A 22,299-nucleotide genomic window follows, 5' to 3' on the forward strand; every position below is an offset into this window, starting at 1 on the left:
CGTTGCCCTCACTGGTTTAGTTTTTTAGACCAAAGCCCTTTACTGCCAATGCTTCAGCTTACTGGTTTGACCAATACCCACATTAAAACTATTGGTTGGATCAAGCTTTTCATAATGCGTTCGTAGTGCAGGTTTTGCTACATATAAATGTCCGACATTATGCTCGGCTGGGTATTCGGCCCCACGTGCATCCAGTAAATGCCACATTTGGTGTTCCATCGCCAAAGGATCCACGCCCTTTTTCACAATATAGTCCTGATGAAACACATGACATAAAAAGTGACCATAATAGAGCTTATGAACAATCAGATCATCCATCTCTTTGGGTAAGGTTTCCACCCACTCTCGATCATTACGACGCAATGCGATATCCAGAGCTACAATATCTTCAACTTCTGAACGGTGCGTATCCCGATAGCGAATTGCTGCACCTGCAACGGCAAAGCGATGTAAAAATGCTTTACGTCCTTCTTCCTCGGTACAGTGGAAAAAATCACCTGAGGTTTTATCTTGGAAATAACGTTTTAAAAAGATTTCAACTGTCTCGACATCTTGATTTTCAATCCGAATAACCAAATGATGTTCATACAGGTCACGAAAAGCATTCATCCGTTTCGGTAAATGATTGGGCATGAATTTGGTCACCAGCTGCAAAACTTTATCTGACAGACCTTTCATACCAAATTTTTCTAAGTACGCATCGACCTTATCTTTCATTGCAAATGCAGCAGGTACTTTGGCTGTGCCGAGTTTTTCAATGAACATGAAGGTGTCTTTACCGTACTCTGCCCCAATGTCATAAGCCACGCGGTGGATGTATTCCCCTGCAATCGGCAATCGCGGCAAATCTTTTAGTAAAAAACGGCGGATTTCAGTCAAATCATCATGTGAATTTGTACCCACGTAGAATACTTGGCTTGGAATTTTTTCAAAGGTATCCAAACGTACGGCAAAAACACACACTTTACCCGCCGAACCCGATGCTTCATATAAACGAGATGGATCGGCATTAAAACGCGCGGGCGTATTTTCATCAACTTGTTTAACATCATGTCCATAACGATGGTCCGATGCGCAGCAGCCTGAGTTATTAATAATATCGCCGATTTGATAATTTTTCGTTTCAAGCTTGCTTAGAATTTCTTCAGGTGTTTCGCCTAGGTTCACTCCCAAGTGATTAACCAACTCTAACTGACCATCATCATTAACACGGGCATACAATGCCAGCTCAGTATAAGCAGGACCACGGCGAACCAAAGCACCGCCTGAGTTATTACAGACGCCACCTAAAACTGAAGCTCCAATACACGATGAACCAATCACCGAGTGTGGCTCCCGATTAAATGGCACCAATTCTTTTTCAAGTCGATCTAATGTTGCACCAGGTAGACAAATCACTTGCTGACCGTCATTAATGACCTGAATGCCAACCAAACGACGCGTGCTGATCAGAACCACAGGACGGTCATAGTCATCGCCAAAAGGTGTTGAACCACCAGTCAAACCTGTATTGGCTGCTTGCATAATCACAATACAATCTGCATCAACAGCCGCTTGCAGTACTTGCCACTGTTCCAGTAATGACCCTGGTGCAACAACAGCGAGTACTTTCCCTGCACCGTAACGACGACCTTGGCGGTATAAACGTGTGTCTTTATCGTCAGTTAAAACGTGTTGTTTACCCACAATAGTGATGAGCTTTTGAATAGTTTGCGGTGCGTCTAAATTGGATTGCATTTTATATCCTGCCCATTAATTTTTTGAGCTTTTCAATAAAGCTAGATTATGAAATAACACATTCATTTTTTAAGCGTATTAATCACGGTATTCGATGTCGTGTGGCGGCATGGATGCCGGCGTTGGGCGGGGTACAGGACCTACCCCTCGCCCAACAAAAGATTTTTGTTACTTTTCATCTTTGAAAAGTAAGGTATCGCCTACGCAATTGAACTTAAATTTTTTAATTCAAAATGAGGCAAAGGATGCTTCTTTATATTCATTCGCTTTTATTAGAGAGTTTTACTCAGCCAACTCTCGTTCTAACTTCACTAAACAGTCAGACGTAATATCAGCAATGGTTTTTGCACCTGTTAAAGTCATTGCCACACGCATTTCTTTATCAATTAAATCAAGCAGATTTGAAACACCCTCACCGCCTGCCGCACCTAAAGCATAAACAAAGGCACGACCGAGCATACACGTGTCCGCACCCAACGCCAGCATACGTACCACGTCTAAACCATTACGAATACCCGAATCCGCGAGGATTTTAATATCACCCTTCACTGCATCTGCAATTGGTGGAAGTGCACGTGCAGAAGATAAAACGCCATCCAGCTGACGACCACCATGGTTTGAAACCACAATCCCATCTGCACCGAAACGCACTGCATCTTTGGCATCTTCAGGATCCAAAATTCCTTTAATGACCATTGGCCCATCCCAAAACTCACGAATCCACTCAAGGTCTTTCCACGAAATAGACGGATCAAAGTTAGAACCTAACCAACCAATATAATCTTCTAGACCTGTAGGTTTGCCTAAGTATTTAGAAATATTGCCCAAGTCATGCGGACGTCCCATCATGCCGACATTCCATGCCCAATGTGGATGGAAACACGACTGCATATAACGACGCATTGCTGCATTTGGGCCACTCATACCCGAGTGGGCATCACGGTAACGCGCACCCGGTACAGGCATATCCACGGTAAATACCAAGGTTGAACAGCCTGCCGCTTTAGCACGTTCCAAAGCATTTTTCATGAAACCACGGTCACGCAGCACATAGAGCTGGAACCACATTGGACGCTGAATCGCAGGCGCCACTTCCTCAATTGGACATACTGAAACGGTAGAAAGCGTAAACGGAATACCCTTTTTATCTGCAGCGACCGCAGCTTGAACTTCGCCGCGGCGTGCATACATGCCTGTTAAACCGACAGGAGATAATGCAACAGGCATCGACAAAGTTTCATCAAACAGTTTGGTCTCTAAACTTAACTGTGACATGTCGTTCAGTACACGCTGGCGCAAAGCTATTTTTGATAAATCTTCTACATTACGCTTCAGGGTATATTCTGCATACGCACCACCATCGATGTAATGGAATAAAAATGGCGGTAAACGACGTCGTGCCGCTTCACGGTAGTCATTGGCAGAAGAAATAATCATGCTTATATCCTGTTTAATCGACTGGCGCGCTGACGACGAGCTTCTTCTTCATCAATCATTCGCACCTGTTGTACTACAAACTCAATGTGTCCACAGACTGCTTTACGTGCAGCTTCTGGATCACGACGTTCAATTGCATTCATGACTTGAAAGTGCTGATCATGCAATTGATCAAACCGGTGTGCTTCGCTATAGACTTTTCGGCGTCCCAAAGCGACGTTGAACTGCAACAAATCAAACAGACCACGCATCATCTGAATCAAAACCAAATTATGAGATGCTTCAGCAATCGCTAAATGAAATTTCGCATCTGCACGAGCCGCCTCGTCATCATTTCCCAAAGCCTGAAAATGGTTAATCTGATCATAATGATGTCGGATGTTCACCAGATCTTCTTGGGTTGCGCGTTGTGCTGCATACCAAGTTGTTCCACCTTCTAAAATAATGCGCGCCTCTTGCACATCAAATCGGTAGGCAGGATCTTCACTTATCAAATTACTAATCGGTTGTACGATTTGATAACTGGACCAAGTTGCTGGTAATTGTTTTAAAAAAGTTCCCGCTCCCACTTTGCTGACCAACATACCCATGCTGGTCAACTGCGAAATGGCCTCTCTTAAAGAAGAGCGAGAGACTTGAAGCTGTTCACACAGTTTTCTTTCAGCAGGCAGACGGTCTCCAACTTGCATATTGCTTTGTTCAATCAATACACGCAGGCTTTGTACAGCTTTATCGGAGACTTTCATCTGCTTTCCTTAACGTTGATACACAATTTGTGTTATGGAATCATCCATGGGAACACATAGGCTTGTAGGGTAATCATAATACCCATCATAATTGTGAACGTTATACTGTGTTTTAAGGTAAAACGGAATAAATCAGACTCTTTACCAACCAGTCCTACTGCCGCACACGCAATCGCAATCGATTGCGGTGAAATCATCTTACCGGTCACACCACCGCTGGTATTTGCTGCCACCAGTAAAACTTCTGGCACACCAATTTGCTGAGCTGTAGTAGCCTGAAGTGCTGAAAACAGTGCATTGGCAGAGGTATCTGAACCCGTGAGGAATACACCCAACCAACCCAAGAAAGGCGAGAAGAACGTAAATGCCGAACCTGTATGTGCAAGAGCCAAAGCCAAGGTCGAAGACATACCCGAATAATTTGCGATAAAAGCAAAAGACAACACCATACCAATTGAATAAATGGGAACTTTCAACTCATTCAGAGTTTCACCAAAAGTTACCACAGCATCTTTCGGTTTCATCTTCAAATAGGCAATTGTGATCAATGCTGCAATAAAGATCGCAGTTCCTGTAGCCGAGATCCAATCAAACTTGTAAATCGCGTCATAGTCTTTAATTTCAGCAACCACGGGTGGCATTTTTTGAATCATTTGATGCAAAAATGGCACTTTGATTGAAATCACGAGATCATGCAATGCACCGTCTTTGGCAAATAAATCCTTAAACGGTTTCACACTCCAGATCGTCACCATCACAGTTAAAATCGCGAATGGAGACCATGCTTTTGCAATTTGTCCTACAGTGTATTTTTGCTGTTTTTGTGCAGCCACATCTTCACTCATCGTTGCGTCTTGATCTGCAAAACGGAAAATGTGCTTCGGCTGCCAGTATTTAAACAAAATCGTTAAAGAAACCAAGGATGCAATTGCAGCCGTAATATCAGGTAATTCTGGACCGACAAAGTTAGAAGTTAGGTATTGTGCAATTGCAAAGCTACTTGCACCCACCACAACTGCAGGCCATGTTTCTTTAACACCGCGCCAGCCGTCCATAATTGCCATAATCCAGAACAACACGATTGGCACCATAAATGGTAGCTGACGGCCCACCATTTGGCTGATTTCCATCGTATCAACACCAGAGACTTGTCCAGCAACAATAATTGGAATACCCATTGCACCAAAAGCCACAGGTGCTGTGTTTACGATTAGACAGAGACCTGCTGCATATAACGGTTTAAAGCCTAAACCGACTAATAATGCTGCGGTAATCGCCACAGGAGCACCAAAGCCTGCAGCACCCTCTAAGAAAGTACCGAAAGCAAAACCCACCAACAGCATTTGTAAACGCTGATCTTCAGTAATTGAGAGAATAGAAGAACGAATGATGTCAAACTGGCCTGTCTTCACTGAAATTTTATACAGGAATACCGCACCAATAATGATCCATGCAATTGGCCATAAACCGTAGAGGAAACCATAAGCCATCGATGCGAATGCCATCAGCACCGGCATCTTATAGGTAAATAAAGAGACAAGAAGTGCAAGTACAACAGTGATCGTACCTGCCACACTGCCTTTTAAACGAAATATCGCGAGCGCCAAAAAGAAGAAGATAATCGGAATCAGTGCAATTAGACTTGAAATCCAAATATTCCCCATCGGGTCATACATTTGCTGCCATTGAAGCATTGTCATCTCCTTGAAATGCTTACTAAGATTTAATTTTGAGCATATTATTGGCACTTTTGCCAATATTGGACACACCAATATGAGCAACCGTAAAGAGAAACAAACCAATAATGACTTATACTTGGCTTATTTTGATTTAAAATGAAGTAAAACTTCAATTAAAAGTTAATATTGGTATGACCAATATCAACTACCTTTATAAACACGATCATATTTCAATCAAATTAATATCATTGTTTTTACTGATATTTTTATGAAAATAATGCTAATTTTAGACTTTAGTCTAATAATATAAAAAATAATCACCGAACTTAAATCCAGCTTAATACTCAAAAAATGGAAAAATCACACAATATTGGTAATACCAATTTAAAACCAAACCAACCTCCCCACTTTTTTGATTAATTTACAGCCTAAACATCTTCTAAAAAGACAAAAATTGAGCACACAATATAGAAACCGATTTTATCCAGATTTTTTTCAACAGTATCGATATGCACATGAGCCTTAATATTTTTAAAGCCCTATGATTTTTTAGAAAAACCATTTGGAAAAGTGCTACAATCGCGGACATATGTATTCTTTCAGGCCACCCATTCTCGGTGCCTATATTTATATCGTTAGGATTAACAATGACTGATAATGCAACTATCTTGCAGAATGTCCCAGTTGGCAAAAAAGTTGGTATTGCCTTCTCTGGTGGTCTAGATACTTCAGCTGCACTTTTGTGGATGAAACAAAAAGGCGCAGAACCTTATGCTTATACAGCAAACTTAGGTCAGCCTGATGAAGACGACTACGATGCGATTCCAAAAAAAGCGGAAGCGTATGGCGCAGTCAAAGCTCGCTTAGTTGACTGCCGTTTACAGCTTGCACTTGAAGGTATTGCTGCAATTCAATGTGGTGCGTTCCACATTTCAACTGGTGGTGTACCGTATTTCAACACGACGCCATTGGGTCGCGCAGTAACAGGGACTATGCTTGTTACCGCAATGAAAGAAGATGATGTCAACATCTGGGGTGATGGTTCAACATATAAAGGAAACGATATTGAACGTTTCTACCGTTATGGTTTGTTGACCAACCCTGCACTTAAAATCTATAAGCCTTGGTTAGACCAAACGTTTATTGATGAATTAGGTGGCCGTGCTGAAATGTCGCAATTCTTGATCGACAACGGCTTTGACTACAAAATGTCAAAAGAAAAAGCGTATTCAACTGACTCAAACATGTTGGGTGCGACCCACGAAGCAAAAGATCTTGAATACCTCAATGCAGGGATCAAAATTGTTGACCCAATCATGGGCGTTGCATTCTGGAAAGACGACGTAGAAGTTAAAGCTGAAGAAGTATCGATTACTTTTGAAGAAGGCTTCCCTGTTGCAATTAATGGTCAACGTATCGAAGACCCTGTTGAGTTCATTCTTGAAGCCAACCGTATTGGTGGTCGTCATGGTCTAGGTATGTCTGACCAAATCGAAAACCGTATTATTGAAGCAAAATCTCGCGGTATTTATGAAGCACCAGGTATGGCACTTCTACATATTGCTTATGAGCGCTTGGTTACTGGTATTCATAACGAAGACACGATTGAACAGTACCGTATTAACGGTCTACGTTTAGGTCGTTTACTTTACCAAGGTCGTTGGTTCGACTCTCAAGCATTAATGCTTCGTGAAACTGCACAGCGTTGGGTTGCCAAAGCCATCACTGGTACTGTGACTTTAGAGCTTCGTCGTGGTAATGACTACACCATCATGAACACTGAGTCTGAAAACCTCACTTATGAAGCTGAGCGTTTGACGATGGAGAAAGGCGATTCAATGTTTACGCCAATGGACCGTATTGGTCAGTTAACTATGCGTAACTTGGACATCACAGATACTCGTGCGAAACTTGGTATTTATACCAATACTGGTTTATTAGCTGTAGGTACTGGTTCTGCTGTTCCACAGTTAAAAGACAAAAACAAATAAGTTTGTTGAATGTCAAAAAAACCGCTCATAAGAGCGGTTTTTTTTATTTTAGCGATTCATTCTATACAAGTCGATGTGGTTAAGGGCTGATAATAAATCTGGTTACGCCCCAATTGCTTGGCGCGGTATAAAGCCTGATCTGCGATACCCAGCAACTCGACTTTACTCAAATCCACCTCACCTTTAAAGACCGTAATTCCTAAACTAATGGTGACAAATGGAGATACTTCAGACATTTGATGCGGAATTTCCAAACGTTCAATCGCTCGGTAAATATTTGAAGCCACCGCATAAGCGCCATGTGCATCAGTTTCAGGTAATAACACCACAAACTCTTCGCCGCCATAACGCGCCACAAAATCCATATGCCGAATCGCATTTTTAATAGATTTTGCAATCGATGAAATCACATCATCGCCCTTTTGGTGACCATAACAGTCGTTATATTTTTTGAAAAAATCAACATCAATAAACAAAATCGACAAGGGTGTTTCATCCTGACGTGATTGCTCATAATAAGTATCCATCATTTCGTCAAAATTACGCCGATTTGATATCTTCGTCAGCTCATCATTCTGACTCAAATGCAGCAATTCTGAAGTATGTATTCGATGTATTTTTTCACTAATTTTAGCGCGACGAATATTTAAAAAAATGATGCGCTCGCGGGCGTAGATCATACGGCTGATGATAAACCCCAGCAAACAGCTACCAAACATTACACGCCCCATCACGATCGCATCAAACTTGACCAGAGTCGAAATCAGGACTAAAAATGAAACCCCAGCGGCTGCCATACCAGTCATAAAAACATATCCTGGTTTTACCCCAGTCAGCAAATACCCCAAGACATAAATCATGCAAATGATCATCATCGCTTGATGACGCAAAGCTTCGGTATGCACCGACATGGTCAACCAAGTCGTCGAGACCACGGCCCAAAACACAGCAAACATGGCTGCATAGGCAAAAAAAGGCTTCAGCTTGACAAAATGTGAAAAAACATAAAGAAATAAAAGACAAACTGCACCATTTAGCAGCCCCAATAAGCAATGAATAAAATCTTGTTTAAAGTGAGACTGTTCAATAATCCAGTAATCCCCCGGAATCGTCAAAATGGCGAAAATAAAATAAGCCAAAACACCAGACCAAAGAAAGTCATTAATATTGCGACGTGCGCGCTCTAAGTTTAATCGCCAAAACTCTTGTTCTAATTTCTGAGGAAAAACCTGACCAATGCGACGGTTGTGTCGTGTAATCAGCTCTTCCATTTTTTCTTTGTCATACTGAAGTTTGGCGAGGTTGTATTTATATTCCATACCAGACCAGATTTAATTCTTGTAGTTGCCTAAAAATAACACAAAATTACAAAGATAAATCATAATAATCAGACAAGATGCCTTTATTTGTCATTACCATTTTTGGCGCATATGCATTATCATCTGTTTTATTTCTTTGACAGAAATCGCCTTGAATACGATTACGATTCTCCAGCCAGATGATTGGCACGCTCACCTTCGTGATGGTCTTGCATTACAACGTACGGTTCCCGATTTAGCCCAACAGTTTTCACGCGCTATTTGTATGCCAAATACCGTACCGCCTGTTAAAACGGTTGAGGAAGCGAATGCGTACCGTGAACGCATCATGGCGCACGTACCAGAAGGTAATGCTTTCGACCCACGTATGGTGTTGTATTTTACTGACACAACTTCACCTGAAGAAGTCAAGAAAATTAAAAACTCTGAGTTTGTAAATGCGATTAAACTCTACCCTGCTGGCGCGACCACCAATTCAGACAATGGTGTAAGCGACATTCGTAAAGTCTATGCCGTTATTGAGCAACTTGAAGAACATCAGGTTCCATTACTGCTGCATGGTGAAGTCACACACAATCATGTCGATATTTTCGACCGTGAAAAGCGATTCTTAGACGAAGTTCTTTCTCCGTTGCTAAAGCAATTTCCAAAACTGAAATTGGTTTTAGAACACATTACCACCAGTGAAGCGGCCAACTTTGTTTTAGAACAAGACCGCAATGTCGCTGCAACCATTACCCCGCAGCATTTACTGTTTAACCGCAATGATATGTTGGTTGGTGGCATTAAACCGCACTTCTATTGCTTACCCATTTTAAAACGTCAAACCCATCAGCAAACTTTGCTCGAAGTTGCGACCAGTGCCAACCCTAAGTTTTTCTTAGGCACAGACAGTGCACCACACTCTAAAAATGCCAAAGAAAATGCATGTGGATGTGCAGGCTGCTACAGCGCACCAACGGCAATTGAACTTTATGCTCAAGCCTTTGATCAAGTGGGTAAACTTGAACGCCTTGAAGGTTTTGCCAGCCACTTTGGTGCAGACTTCTACGGTCTACCGCGCAATACTTCAACAATTACACTGGTAAAAGAAGACCAAGTCATCCCTGAGAGTTTAGACTATTTGGATGGTGAACAGATTATTCCGCTGTATGCGGGTAAAACCATTCAATGGAGAAAAGTGTGACAAATGAAACATTGCCAATAATTGGTCAGCGTTTCCGTGGTTTTCTACCTGTTGTTGTCGATGTCGAAACAGCAGGTTTTAATGCACAGACCGATGCCTTATTGGAAATTGCTGCAATTCCGATTATTTATAATGAAGAAGGTCAATTTGTACCGGGCCCTGCACATCATGCGCATATCAATCCCTTTGAAGGTGCAAATCTAGACCGTCGTTCACTGGACTTTATTGGTATTGATCCCTTTAATCCCATGCGCATGGCCATGGCTGAAGACGAAAAAACAGCATTAAAACGTATTTTTAAAGCCGTCAATGAAGTCCGTCGCCAACAGAACTGTACACATGCGGTCTTGGTCGGTCATAACGCCCACTTTGATTTAGGCTTTGTACAAGCAGCGATTGCACGTACAGGTACTAAAAATCAAAACCCATTTCACAGTTTTTCAGTATTTGACACCGTCACCCTAAGTGCTGTGATGTTTGGTCAGACTGTTCTTGCGAAGTCATGTATTCAAGCTGGGATAGAGTTCGATGGTAAAGAGGCCCACTCGGCTTTATACGATACTCAAAAGACCGCCGAACTGTTCTGTTATATTTTGAACAAACTCGCACCACACCTACTTGACACTCTGATGGCGGATCAATAAGATACCGCCATCCTCGCAACGTCCCTATCGTCTAGAGGCCTAGGACATCGCCCTTTCACGGCGGTAACCGGGGTTCGAATCCCCGTAGGGACGCCATCTTATTCTATTTCTAGAACACATCACTTTTCATTTAATCGGCTATTGACCACCGATGTTTCATTTCAGTTTTAACCATACGCTCGCTATACTATGGTCTGTGTTTTTCAAGGTTGATTGTTATGCTTAAGAAAATTCTAATCTTTTTATTAATTCTATCGCCTTCTATTTTTTATCTATGGTTTGTCCAACAAGGAACCAATAACACTAAACAAGACCCTGTCGCACAAGAAATCCACTCAAGTGTTGAAAACAGCCCTTCTTACCCAACACCTGACCACTAAAAGATAGTCTTTAAGCATTTGTTTTTTAAATTGATACCGATAGTTCATCAGAAAATTTCAATTCACGTGATTTTTCATCTTATTAAAAACTAGAATATAACTTTAAGCCCATTCTTTGATTTTCTATGCAATCTGCAACGCCGCCTTCGCAGTCGTCAACTGATTCACTGCAAAATACCTCATTAAAACGTGCCATGAGCACACGCCACCTGATCATGTTATCGCTTGGTGGTGCCATTGGTACAGGCCTGTTCATGGGCTCAGGCGAAGTGATCTCTCAGGCAGGCCCTCTCGGTGCTGTGCTGGCTTATATTATTGGGGGTTTGATCGCATATATGGTCATGCTTTGCCTTGGAGAGCTTGCAGTACATTTACCTGTTTCTGGTTCATTTGGTGCCTTTGCAACACGTTATATTGGCCCTGGCACAGGTTATATGGTGTCGTGGATGTATTGGCTCGGCTGGTCGGCAACACTTGGCACCGAATTTACCGCAGCAGCCATTTTGGTACAGGAATGGTTCCCACATACGTCGATCTGGTTATGGACGCTAATCTTTGCCAGTGGCGTCCTGATTTCAAACCTTAGTTCAACCCGAGCTTTTGCAGAGTCTGAGTTTTGGCTGTCCATGATTAAAGTCGCAACTGTACTTATTTTCATTCTATTAGGCTTTGCCTGTATTTTCGGTGTTATCCCTTTTCAAGGGTATGAATCTGCCCCCTTATTTAACAGCTTAACCGCACAAGGCTGGCTACCAAATGGCCTTATTCCGTTGTTTACCACCTTATTAATTGTGAACTTTGCCTTTAATGGCACAGAAATGATTGGTATTGCCGCAGGTGAAACTGAAAACCCAGAAAAAAATGTACCCAAGGCCATTCATGCCGCGGTTTGGCGCCTGATTATTTTCTTTGTTGGTACCATCATTGTCATCAGTTCGCTACTTAGCTACACAAACACAGGTTTGCAAGTAGGTGGACATGGCGGCTTAAGCAGCAGCCCGTTTGTGACTGTATTTACCCAGATGGGTATTCCTTACGCCGAAGATTTTATCCGTTTTGTGATTATCACGGCATTATTATCAACCGCAAACTCAGGCTTATATGCTGCATCTCGTATGATGTGGGCCCTGTCCTCACAAAACCAACTCCCCAAACTTTTTGCCAAAGTAAGTAAATCTGGGGTGCCTTATATTGCCATTTGGGTCACCATGATTGGTGGCTTACCAGGCTTGCTCTCTGAGCAGTTTGGTGCAGATGTCATTTTTAAGAACTTGATGGGTGTTGCAGCATTCACTATGGTGATTGTCTGGATGAGTATTTGCTGGAGTCAGTTTAACTTCCGTCGCCAATGGTTAAAGCAAGGTCATGCTTTATCGGAATTGAAATTCCGTACCCCGTGGTATCCGTTGGTTCCGATCCTAGGCTTTATCTGCTGTACTGCGACAGGTTTAAGTATGGCGGCAGACCCTGAAATGCTTTCAGGTTTTATTGGCTGCTTGCTCTTTATGGCCGCTTGCTATACCAGTTACTATTGGCTCTATCACAATAAAAACTAAGCATCTTCAGCAAAGTGAGCTCAAGCTTATTTTTTGAGCTCACTTTTGCAACAATAAAAAATTCATTCAATTTAATTACTTGTTTTGCCTAATGTTTGAACTTTCAACCATCACAGAGCAAAAACCCTTTTGACAAATAGGCCTTTAATCCTTAATATACGCATCACCTCACAACGTCCCTATCGTCTAGAGGCCTAGGACATCGCCCTTTCACGGCGGTAACCGGGGTTCGAATCCCCGTAGGGACGCCATCTCTTGATCTTATCCGATCAACACTTATTCATAATTACTATTATTTCATTGCAGATTTGCAGTTTTTCACTACAATAGCCCGCTTCATTCCTGAACTTATTAACGCTTATGCACTCATCTCCGAATGATGCTTCGCATCAGGGCAATTCTGCGCCTTTAAAACGCGCTATGAGTACTCGACATCTGGTTATGATTTCGCTTGGTGGCGCAATCGGGACTGGCCTATTTTTAGGATCGGGTGAAGTCATTGCACAAACGGGGCCTGTAGGTGCCATTATTTCTTATTTCCTCGGCGGGATCATTGCATATATGGTCATGCTGTGTTTAGGGGAACTTGCTGTTCATATGCCTGAGTCTGGCTCATTTGGCGCCTATGCCAAACGCTATATCGGACCAGGTACAGGTTATACCATCACATGGCTGTACTGGCTAACGTGGTCAGTCACGCTAGGAACCGAGTTTACAGCTGCCGCACTGCTCATGCAGGAGTGGTTTCCAGATAGTTCAATGTGGATGTGGACTCTAATTTTTGGTGCATTTGTATTTAGTTTAAATATGATTTCGACCAAATGGTTCGCTGAATCTGAGTTTTGGTTGGCTTTAGTCAAAGTTATCACCGTTGTTATTTTTATTTTATTGGGTCTACTCGCTATTTTTGGCGTGATTGGCTACAGAGGCTATGAAGCTGCGCCTTTATTTAGCAACTTAACAGCTCAGGGTTGGTTCCCAGAAGGCTTGTTCCCTATCTTTACCACCATGTTGATCGTGAACTTTGCATTTTCTGGTACAGAGCTGATTGGTGTTGCTGCGGGTGAAACCAAAGATCCTGCTAAGAATGTACCCAAAGCCATCAATACTGCGATTTTCCGCTTATTGATTTTCTTTGTGGGTACCATATTGGTCGTGACTTCACTCCTTCCGCATCAAGAGGCAGGTTTAGCGGCTGAAGGCGTGAGTAGTAGTCCATTTGTAACCGTATTCCAACACATTGGCATTCCTTATGCTGAAGATATCATTCGTTTTGTGATTATCACTGCGTTGCTATCTGCTGCGAACTCGGGACTATTTGCCGCTTCGCGTATGATGTGGTCGTTGTCTTACCAAAAACAGTTGCCAGCAGTCTTCTCAAAAATCAATGCACGTGGTGTCCCTTATGTGGCAGTCATCGTGACCATGATTGGGGGGATGCCGGGTTTACTGTCTGAACAGTTTGCACCTGAAGCCATTTTTACAAACCTTTTAGGTATTGCAGCGTTTACCATGGTCGTCGTTTGGATGAGTATTTGCTTAAGCCAATTTAACTTCCGTCGCCAATGGTATAAACAAGGACGTAAAAAAGAAGAATTAGGTTTTGCAGCACCCCTGTTCCCTATTGTGCCAATCCTTGGCTTTATCTTCTGTTTTATCACCTGCGTCAGTATGGTGTTTGATCCAAGTATGCGTATTAGCTTCTTTGGTTGTTTACTGTTTATTGCAGTATGTTATGCAAGTTATTACACCTTTTATCACAAGAAATCTTAATCCTTACTGTTAAAAAGAGCGACTTCGGTCGCTCTTTTTTTTATACTGTTTTTATCGAGTACATCATCGGTGCATGCCTGATGAATATTGTATGGATTCATGGGATGAATCAGCAGCACAAGACTGCGCGTACCCTGCTTCAACATTGGCTTATGATCTTACAACAGGTACTGAGCGAACTTGGCCGTGCAAATGACCTTCGCTATCTTCAGCGGCACAGTCGGCTGGCCTTTTACGGAGATCTTCTAACACGTCAGCATTTAGAAAACACCCTCAATGCCAGCACCCTCATGCCACAACATTGGTCTCCTTTTTCTTTTTTACATCCTATTCACCTGACGCACAACGCTGCACCCAATATCGAACATCAAGCTGAAATTTCTAAAAACCCCCAGCTCACCATTTCAGATGAACTCTCATTCAATAATAAAATTAAATACATCAGCCTCCTCAGCAAAGATCTGGCCTTACGCGACTTAGCTAGTTTAATCAACCACTTCCCAGAGCTGCATAGTAGCTTTATTCATCGTTTTTTGATGGAAGCGTATCTATATTTATCCAATCCACACTTCATCCACACCGTGCATACGCGTCTGCATGAGCACTTACACGGTACGAAACCCAATATTGTGATTGCCCACTCTTTAGGCAGCGTGATTGCCTATAATTATTTAATTCGACACCCTGAACTTAAGATTCAAGCACTAATTACCCTCGGTTCACCACTTGCTTTTCGCGTTATCCAGTGCCATTTACAGCAACCTATTCAACGGCCTGCAGCTTTATGTGGCGATTGGATCAATTTTTATTCAGATGCTGATTTTCTGAGTGCTTTTCCACTGAACCAAAAACCGTTTGCTTTTACTCCCGCCATTATCAACAAGCAAATCACCACCGATCTTGCTCATCCTCATCTGATCGAAGGCTATTTACGCCATCCCGAGTTCATCAACAACTTGCTTAAGTTGCTTAAAAAATCGGCTTAAATCATATGATTTTTAATCATTTTATCTAGATTGTTTTAAATTTATGCACTCAACACTTAAAACTAGAATTATTTAGAGAAAAGCGTTTGACACCCCTCTATTTTCGCCCTAATATACGCCCACCTCTGAAACGTCCCTATCGTCTAGAGGCCTAGGACATCGCCCTTTCACGGCGGTAACCGGGGTTCGAATCCCCGTAGGGACGCCAATTTCAGAAGTAAAGTTTTATTAAGTCCCTATCGTCTAGAGGCCTAGGACATCGCCCTTTCACGGCGGTAACCGGGGTTCGAATCCCCGTAGGGACGCCATTACTTAAGATCAAAAGTAATTGGTTTTAAAACATCACTTCTGTACTGTCCCTATCGTCTAGAGGCCTAGGACATCGCCCTTTCACGGCGGTAACCGGGGTTCGAATCCCCGTAGGGACGCCATATTCGAGATTGATTCTTTCTAAAGTCATCTCACAAAAAAGCCCAAGCATTATGACTTGGGCTTTTTTATTGCTTGTCTATTTACGATCAACTTCAATTAAAGCGGTCGAGGCAAAAATAGCCTGTGGCGCAATCACAGTTTCATTCAAGGGAATGTTTTTCCCATATCGCTGTTGCATGAGTTGCTTGACTTCAGGCGAACTTAAATTAAATTGCTTCAGTTTGGATAACGGCGCCAACTCAATGCCTAAAGCATCATGATAGGCCTTCCAGACTATTTCTGAGCAATATAAAGCACGATTGTCCCACTCAAAATAAAGATCATAAGGCTGGCCTAAGTATTGTTCTGCGTTCTTGATCAAGTGCTGCTTTTGCTGAACAGTCAAATTCGTTTTAAAGCGCTTCACCACATAATGCCGTTCAACCCCGCGATCAATCCACTGCTGAAGTGCAGTATATTTCACAGGCTGAACCGCCTCTAAAACCCATGATTTTCCATTTTTATGAACAATTAAACCCATATGGCTATAACGGGACTTGGTCGCTTTTTGTATCCCTAAACTTTGCTGAGACTTCGAAACATGAAAAATAATATCGCCCGTTTGATAGGACATATTCGCCCATAGCAGCTGAGGACTTACCAACAGTAAAACAGCACTTAAAATCGCAACATTTCTATTTTTCATCCTAGATTTCCTTTATTCTTCTTTTATAGATACGATCAATCACTTAAAACTAAAAATATTTATGATCTTACATCATCTTCAAAACTCGCGTTCACAACGTATTCTTTGGCTACTTGAGGAACTTGAGCTATCTTATGAACTCAAGCTGTATGATGCAACACAAGCTAGACAAACGAATCTGAAATTTCCAACGCTCGACATTCCACATTATACTCAGACGATACGACTTACGGAAAGCAGCGCAATCGTAGAATACTTATGCCAACTGTGCCAGAAGTTGATTATTCCTCATAAGCATACACAGTATTGGAACTTCTGTTTTTATAGCCATTATAGCGATGCCAGTCTCATGCCCAATTTGGCATTGAAACAAGTTTTCCAACACATTAAACAACAAACACCTTTGCTTGTACGTTTTGTGAGTTTGGCCTTTCAAAGCGCGTTCAATCGTGCTTATTTAAACCCTGAGCTACATCGGCAACTTAAAGAAATTGATACCCACTTAAGCACGCATTCATACTTTGCAGGCGATGTGTTTAGTTATGTGGATATCTTGATGTGGTTTCCAATCTATGCGGCCAGTTATGCCACTCCGCAGTTTGCCCAGTATCAGTCTATTCAACACTATTTCACCCAAAAACAAAGCAGACCTGCCTTTAATGCTGCAATGGCACGTGGGCAATGGTCTGCTTCTTATTTTGAACACTATTGGTCTATCACACAGTGAGGCTATGCTTAAGCTGACTTTCTAGAGTTGACTTGCCCCTTAATCACGGCTTTCACATTGCCTTTTAAATAATTAAAAAACACTTTGAGCGGTGACAGTTTCGGATTTGGTTGTTTACCTTCTGCGATATCCTTAAATTGTGCGGCATACCAGATCACTTCCATAATCGCCATTTTATCAATCATCGAAATACCTGTTTTGATCTTATCGACTGCATAACGTACATCTTGCCCTGCAATTAAACGATTGGTCACGTCGGGTTCTACCGCAAATGGACGCGCCATCCCAATAAAATCACACGCGCCACTCGCTAAGGCTGCGTTCATACCCGCAGCAGTACGAAAACCGCCTGTCACCATCAGCTTACACTGGACTTGTTCACGAATTTTTTCAGCAAACTCTAAAAAGTAAGCCTCACGTGCAATGGTCGACGCTTTACGTTTTTCTTGCTTCACCCCTGCCATCGCAGGTGCTTCATAGCTGCCCCCTGAAATTTCAATCAAATCAATCCCAGCCGCATCAATAGCTTTAAATGTCGCAATGACATCTTCTTCACTAATCCCGCCACGCTGAAAATCTGCTGAATTAAGTTTGACAGAAATAATAAACTGATCCGAGGTCGCTGCACGTACCGCTTTATAAATTTCCAATAAAAAACGCATGCGGTTTTCAGCAGAGCCACCCCATTGATCTTGGCGTTTATTGGTCAACGGCGATAAAAACTGACTGATAAGATAACCATGCGCACCATGTAATTGCACGCCTTCAAAACCCGCTTTTTCACAGATGGCGGCTGAAGTTGCAAAACGTTGGATAATATCAAGGATTTCATCTTCACGAAGCGCTCGCGGCGTTCCGAAGCTCATTGCTAAAGCAGGGCTAAACGGTACTGCTGAAGGTGCAACCGTTTCCTTATTTAAACCCTTAGGACATTGACGGCCCGGATGTGACAACTGCACCAATTGCACCATGCCATGTTTTTTACCAATCGCAGCCCATTGTTTTAGTGGTTCTAAGTCACGTTCGGTTTCAATCACCACCACGCCTGGTTCATTTTTAGCTCGGAAGTCCACCATCACATTACCTGTAATGGCACAGCCTAGGCCTCCTTTTGCCCAAGCCTCATACAAGCCTAAGTGCAAATGATTCGGCTGGCCAGCATGATTGGCCAGTGCTTCACTCATTGCCCCTTTAATCATCTTATTTTTAAAATGGACCTGCCCAATGTCGATTGCGCTTGCAAGCTGGCTCATGAAAATTCATCCTTTAATATTTTTTAGTGTTTTTACTCTATGTGTTTTTTGGCTACAGTCAAGAGAATTTGACAATTCATTTTGTCAAAATTTCTGATCTTTTATTTAGAAAATGATTTTACTGATACTGACTGGCTTGAATCAATTGACGCGTATAGTCAGACTGCGGTTGCTCAAAAAGTTGTTCAGTGGCTTGCAATTCCACTACTTTGGCATGTCGCAAAACCAAAACCTGTTGGCAGAGTGCACGTACCACTTGTAAGTCATGGCCAATAAACAAATAGCTGATACCCTGCTCGTGTTGTAGACGGCGTAATAACGCCACAATCGAACGCTGCGTACTTCGGTCTAAGGCCGAAGTTGGTTCATCTAAAATCAATAGTTTAGGTTGAAGCACCAAGGCTCGTGCCAAAGCCACACGCTGCCTTTGCCCACCAGATAGCTCATGTGGATAATAGCTTTTAAATGCGACTGGCAACTCCACCTGAGTTAAGACATTCTCAATACGCTGTGTTCGCTCAAACAAAGACAAAGGCTTTAAAGTCAAACCTTCTGCAATGATCTGTTCAACACTCATGCGTGGGTTCAAACTTGCGAACGGGTCTTGAAACACGATTTGAAAATCACGACGTAGCGGACGCAATGCCTTTTGCGAGAGTTGGTTTAAATCATGTTCTCCAAACTGGATCTTTCCTCGACTTTCAATCAGCCTTGCTACGGCCAGTGCCAAAGAACTTTTGCCTGCACCACTTTCCCCAACAATTCCCAAAGAATGCCCTTGAGCCAAGCTCAAGTCCAAAGCTTCAACCGCAGCAAGATACTGTGTCGTGCGATTAAACCAGCCTTTTTTAATCGGAAATTTAACCTCAAGTTGTTTTAAGCGGAGCAAAGATGCTGCATCTTGTACGTTAATGGCTTGACCAAAAGAATGATTGAGTAGGTTTTGAGTATAAGTAGACTGCGACTGCTCAAAAATCTGCGCAACCTCTCCTTGCTCTACAACCTTACCTTGATGGATGACCACGACATCATCAGCATAGTGTTTCACCAAGTTGAGGTCATGGCTAATCAAAATCATGGCCATGTTATGGCGCTGTTGTAAAGACTTCAGCAAGTCTAAAATTTGAACTTGCAGCATGACGTCTAGTGCTGTGGTGGGTTCATCTGCAATCAAAATATCAGGCTCTTGCACCAGTGCCATGGCAATCATGACCCGCTGACGCTGCCCGCCAGACAACTCATAAGGAAAACGCTGTAACACACTTTCAGGATTTGGAATACCCACATCCTCTAGCAAGGTAATTACTCGTTGTCGCGCTTGAGCTTTCGACCAACCCTGTGACCATAAAGTCTCGGCAATGATCTTTTCCACCCGATGCAAAGAATTTAAAGCGGTCATTGGCTCTTGAAAAACCATCGCGATTTTTTGCCCACGAATCGGCCTAAGTTGCGCATCGCTCAGCTTTAAGAGATTTTTTCTGTCTAATAATAGTGAGCCTTGCACTTGTAAATCTTTCGGCAATAAACCCATCAAGGCTAAAGCACTGACCGATTTTCCTGAACCGCTCTCTCCAACCAGCGCCAAAGTCTGCCCAGCACGTAGTTCAAAACTGAGCTGATCGACTAATACCCGTTCTGAACTGTGAATGCTCAGGGCATTCACTTCAAGTATCGGAGCTGTTCTATTGGCGTCTAGGGTCAAATGCATCGCGCAAAGCCTCCCCGATATACATCAGCAACGCAAGCACAATAGCCAAGCTAAAAAAGCCAGACAGAGCTAACCATGGTGCATTTAAATTATTCTTGCCTTGTAACAAAAGCTCACCTAATGATGCCGCATCAGGCGGTAGGCCATAGCCCAAGAAATCCAGTGCGGTTAGCGCTGTAATATTGGCTGTTAAGATAAAAGGCAGTTGTGACAGACTCGAGCTGATTGCGTTAGGTAAAATATGCCGAAAAATAATAGCTCGGTTGGTGACACCTAAACTTCGCGCAGCACGGACATAGTCCAACTGGCGGGCCCTTAAAAACTCAGCACGTACCAGTGGAACTAAAATCGTCCAACTAAATAACAGCATGATTAAAAATAACCAGTAGATATTTGGGCTGAACATGCTGACTAAAATCATCACCATGAATAGCATGGGTAGCCCACCCCACACTTCTAAAATACGCTGTCCGATTAAATCGACCCAACCACCGTAATAACCTTGTAGTGCACCAATCACAATGCCCAGTACAGCTGAGCTGAAAGTCAAAACAAAACCGAACAACAATGAGACACGTAAGCCATATAATATTCGTGCCAAAACATCACGACCTTGGTCATCTGTCCCGAGCCAATTTTGCATCGTGGGTGGTGACGGTACAGGGACAGTCAAATCTACATTGGGAGTTTGATATGAATATTGGATCAACGGCCAAACAACCCAACCTTTTGCTTGAATCAGCTGTTGTACCACTGGATCTTTATATTCAGTTTCAGTTTCGAACACACCGCCAAAAGTCGTTTCAGGATGGTGTTTCAATACAGGGAAATACAAAGCATGATCATACTTAACCAACAGCGGCTTATCATTCGCGATCAATTCTGCAGCTAAAGACAGTACAAAAATACAAAGAAATAAAATACAACAACTAAGACCAAGCTTATTTTGCTTAAATCGCTTGAAACCTGCCTGTAAAATAGGTGACATCAGCCTCTCCCTTGCGAATCAAAATGAATTCGCGGATCAATCAACTGATACAACACATCGCCAATCAGACGCAGCAGCAAGCCCAACAAAGTAAAAATGAACAATGTGCCAAAAATCACAGGATAGTCTCGTTGCACAATCGCCTCAAAGCCCAATAGGCCTAAACCATCCAGATTAAATATGATCTCTATAAATAAATTGCCCACAAAGAAGTAAGCGATTAAAGCTTCAGGTAAGCCTGCCACCACAATTAATATCGCATTACGAAACACATGACCATACAACACTTGAGACTCAGTCAGGCCTTTAGACCGTGCCGTCAGCACATAAGGCTTGCTGAGCTCTTCCATAAACGAATACTTGGTGAGATAAGTCACTGTAGCAAAACCACCAATCACCATCGCTAAAAGCGGTAAAGCCATATGCCAGAAATAATCTTTAATTTTGCCCCATAGTGACAAGTCCGCAAAATTCTCCGAAACCAAACCTTGTAAGGGGAACCATTGGAAGTAAGATCCGCCTGCAAAAAAGACAATCAAGAGAATTGCAAAAATAAACGCAGGAACCGCATAAGCCACTGCCAACAGGAGCGATGTAGACTGATCAAACACTGTGCCGTGGAATCGGGCTTTTTTAATGCCCAAAGGAATCGAAATCAGATAAATCAGCAAAGCACTCCACAGCCCCAAGGACAGCGATACAGGTAATTTATCCTTAATCAATGCTGTAACGGGCTGGTCTTTAAAAAAGCTCGTGCCGAAGTCCAGTTGCGCGTAATTTTTCACCATTTCAAAGAAGCGTATATGCATGGGCTGATCAAAACCATAATGTGCTTTGATCTTTGCGAGCATTTCATCACTTAGTCCTTGCGCGCCTTGGTAGACATTTGAGCCTCCACCTGCACCGCCCAAATTACCCAAAGTTTGCATAGCTTCCGCTTGTTGAATGGCTTGCTCAACAGGCCCACCAGGTGCAATTTGGATCACAGCAAAATTGATCAGCAAAATCAGAAATAAGGTCGGAACGATCAGCAACAGCCTTTTGAATATATACATACGCATCTCAAAACCCC

At 42.6% G+C, this 22,299-nt stretch carries 17 protein-coding genes and 5 tRNA genes; 12 read left to right on the forward strand and 10 right to left on the reverse strand.

Annotated features, from left to right (window positions below; all coding sequences use genetic code 11):
• Nucleotides 1-39 precede the first annotated feature (39 nt).
• The 4 genes from dld to lldP form a co-directional block, all read right to left on the reverse strand.
• Nucleotides 40-1,737 carry a D-lactate dehydrogenase gene (gene dld, locus AC5EUN_RS10890; protein WP_010326373.1) on the reverse strand — a complete coding sequence of 566 codons (1,698 nt, stop codon included), beginning with the start codon at nucleotides 1,735-1,737 and terminating at the stop codon, nucleotides 40-42.
• A 282-nt stretch (nucleotides 1,738-2,019) separates the two neighbouring features.
• Nucleotides 2,020-3,174 (reverse strand): FMN-dependent L-lactate dehydrogenase LldD, encoded by a 1,155-nt coding sequence (gene lldD, locus AC5EUN_RS10895; protein WP_005399760.1) that lies wholly within the window; start codon nucleotides 3,172-3,174, stop codon nucleotides 2,020-2,022.
• Between the two features lie 2 nt (nucleotides 3,175-3,176).
• Entirely contained in the window at nucleotides 3,177-3,920 is a 744-nt protein-coding gene (gene lldR / locus AC5EUN_RS10900; RefSeq protein ID WP_010326372.1) for a transcriptional regulator LldR, read from the reverse strand.
• Nucleotides 3,921-3,952: 32 nt separating this feature from the next.
• Nucleotides 3,953-5,620: an L-lactate permease gene (gene lldP, locus AC5EUN_RS10905; protein ID WP_171056716.1), complete on the reverse strand. Its 1,668-nt coding sequence runs from the start codon at nucleotides 5,618-5,620 to the stop codon at nucleotides 3,953-3,955.
• 626 nt (nucleotides 5,621-6,246) lie between these two features.
• On the opposite strand from lldP, the gene argG reads away from it, so the two are divergent.
• Nucleotides 6,247-7,590, forward strand: a complete 1,344-nt coding sequence (gene argG / locus AC5EUN_RS10910) for an argininosuccinate synthase (protein ID WP_004694013.1) — start codon at nucleotides 6,247-6,249, stop codon at nucleotides 7,588-7,590.
• Between the two features lie 56 nt (nucleotides 7,591-7,646).
• On the opposite strand, the gene AC5EUN_RS10915 is transcribed toward argG, so the two are convergent.
• Nucleotides 7,647-8,909, reverse strand: coding sequence for a GGDEF domain-containing protein (locus AC5EUN_RS10915; protein WP_159153836.1), 1,263 nt, complete (start codon nucleotides 8,907-8,909; stop codon nucleotides 7,647-7,649).
• A 151-nt stretch (nucleotides 8,910-9,060) separates the two neighbouring features.
• Between AC5EUN_RS10915 and pyrC the strand changes: the two genes are divergently transcribed.
• The 10 genes from pyrC to AC5EUN_RS10965 all read left to right on the forward strand — a co-directional run bounded on the left by pyrC (nucleotide 9,061) and on the right by AC5EUN_RS10965 (nucleotide 15,865).
• Nucleotides 9,061-10,095, forward strand: coding sequence for a dihydroorotase (gene pyrC / locus AC5EUN_RS10920; RefSeq protein WP_010326368.1), 1,035 nt, complete (start codon nucleotides 9,061-9,063; stop codon nucleotides 10,093-10,095).
• Nucleotides 10,080-10,739 (forward strand): ribonuclease T, encoded by a 660-nt coding sequence (gene rnt / locus AC5EUN_RS10925; RefSeq protein ID WP_010326367.1) that lies wholly within the window; start codon nucleotides 10,080-10,082, stop codon nucleotides 10,737-10,739. The genes pyrC and rnt overlap by 16 nt, the downstream gene beginning before the upstream one ends.
• Before the next feature lie 20 nt (nucleotides 10,740-10,759).
• Nucleotides 10,760-10,835, forward strand: a tRNA-Glu gene (locus tag AC5EUN_RS10930).
• A gap of 409 nt (nucleotides 10,836-11,244) precedes the next feature.
• Nucleotides 11,245-12,675 carry an amino acid permease gene (locus tag AC5EUN_RS10935; RefSeq protein WP_010326366.1) on the forward strand — a complete coding sequence of 477 codons (1,431 nt, stop codon included), beginning with the start codon at nucleotides 11,245-11,247 and terminating at the stop codon, nucleotides 12,673-12,675.
• A 175-nt stretch (nucleotides 12,676-12,850) separates the two neighbouring features.
• Nucleotides 12,851-12,926 (forward strand) — tRNA-Glu (locus tag AC5EUN_RS10940).
• A gap of 109 nt (nucleotides 12,927-13,035) precedes the next feature.
• Nucleotides 13,036-14,448: an amino acid permease gene (locus AC5EUN_RS10945; RefSeq protein ID WP_058952081.1), complete on the forward strand. Its 1,413-nt coding sequence runs from the start codon at nucleotides 13,036-13,038 to the stop codon at nucleotides 14,446-14,448.
• A gap of 80 nt (nucleotides 14,449-14,528) precedes the next feature.
• Nucleotides 14,529-15,434, forward strand: coding sequence for an alpha/beta hydrolase (locus AC5EUN_RS10950; RefSeq protein WP_493352346.1), 906 nt, complete (start codon nucleotides 14,529-14,531; stop codon nucleotides 15,432-15,434).
• A gap of 132 nt (nucleotides 15,435-15,566) precedes the next feature.
• Nucleotides 15,567-15,642 (forward strand) — tRNA-Glu (locus AC5EUN_RS10955).
• Nucleotides 15,643-15,666: 24 nt separating this feature from the next.
• Nucleotides 15,667-15,742 (forward strand) — tRNA-Glu (locus AC5EUN_RS10960).
• 47 nt (nucleotides 15,743-15,789) lie between these two features.
• Nucleotides 15,790-15,865: transfer RNA gene (locus tag AC5EUN_RS10965), tRNA-Glu, on the forward strand.
• A gap of 77 nt (nucleotides 15,866-15,942) precedes the next feature.
• Here the strand turns inward: AC5EUN_RS10965 and AC5EUN_RS10970 are convergent.
• The gene (locus AC5EUN_RS10970; RefSeq protein WP_010326364.1) at nucleotides 15,943-16,551 is read right to left on the reverse strand and encodes a YiiX family permuted papain-like enzyme; all 609 of its coding nucleotides are present in this window, start codon (nucleotides 16,549-16,551) and stop codon (nucleotides 15,943-15,945) included.
• 61 nt (nucleotides 16,552-16,612) lie between these two features.
• Here AC5EUN_RS10970 and AC5EUN_RS10975 point away from each other — a divergent pair, with 61 nt between their 5' ends.
• Entirely contained in the window at nucleotides 16,613-17,278 is a 666-nt protein-coding gene (locus AC5EUN_RS10975) for a glutathione binding-like protein (protein ID WP_010326363.1), read from the forward strand.
• An 8-nt stretch (nucleotides 17,279-17,286) separates the two neighbouring features.
• Here AC5EUN_RS10975 and AC5EUN_RS10980 read toward each other — a convergent pair whose 3' ends face one another.
• The 4 genes from AC5EUN_RS10980 to yejB all read right to left on the reverse strand — a co-directional run bounded on the left by AC5EUN_RS10980 (nucleotide 17,287) and on the right by yejB (nucleotide 22,288).
• Nucleotides 17,287-18,531 (reverse strand): NADH:flavin oxidoreductase/NADH oxidase family protein, encoded by a 1,245-nt coding sequence (locus AC5EUN_RS10980; RefSeq protein ID WP_010326362.1) that lies wholly within the window; start codon nucleotides 18,529-18,531, stop codon nucleotides 17,287-17,289.
• A 118-nt stretch (nucleotides 18,532-18,649) separates the two neighbouring features.
• Nucleotides 18,650-20,239 carry an ABC transporter ATP-binding protein gene (locus tag AC5EUN_RS10985; protein ID WP_010326361.1) on the reverse strand — a complete coding sequence of 530 codons (1,590 nt, stop codon included), beginning with the start codon at nucleotides 20,237-20,239 and terminating at the stop codon, nucleotides 18,650-18,652.
• A complete protein-coding gene (locus AC5EUN_RS10990) occupies nucleotides 20,214-21,227 on the reverse strand; it encodes an ABC transporter permease (RefSeq protein ID WP_010326360.1) in 1,014 nt (337 codons plus the stop codon). The genes AC5EUN_RS10985 and AC5EUN_RS10990 overlap by 26 nt, the downstream gene beginning before the upstream one ends.
• Nucleotides 21,227-22,288 carry a microcin C ABC transporter permease YejB gene (gene yejB / locus AC5EUN_RS10995; RefSeq protein WP_058952083.1) on the reverse strand — a complete coding sequence of 354 codons (1,062 nt, stop codon included), beginning with the start codon at nucleotides 22,286-22,288 and terminating at the stop codon, nucleotides 21,227-21,229. The genes AC5EUN_RS10990 and yejB overlap by 1 nt, the downstream gene beginning before the upstream one ends.
• Nucleotides 22,289-22,299 lie beyond the last annotated feature (11 nt).

The sequence above is a fragment of the Acinetobacter sp. CAU_H_S170_2 genome (assembly GCF_058890445.1).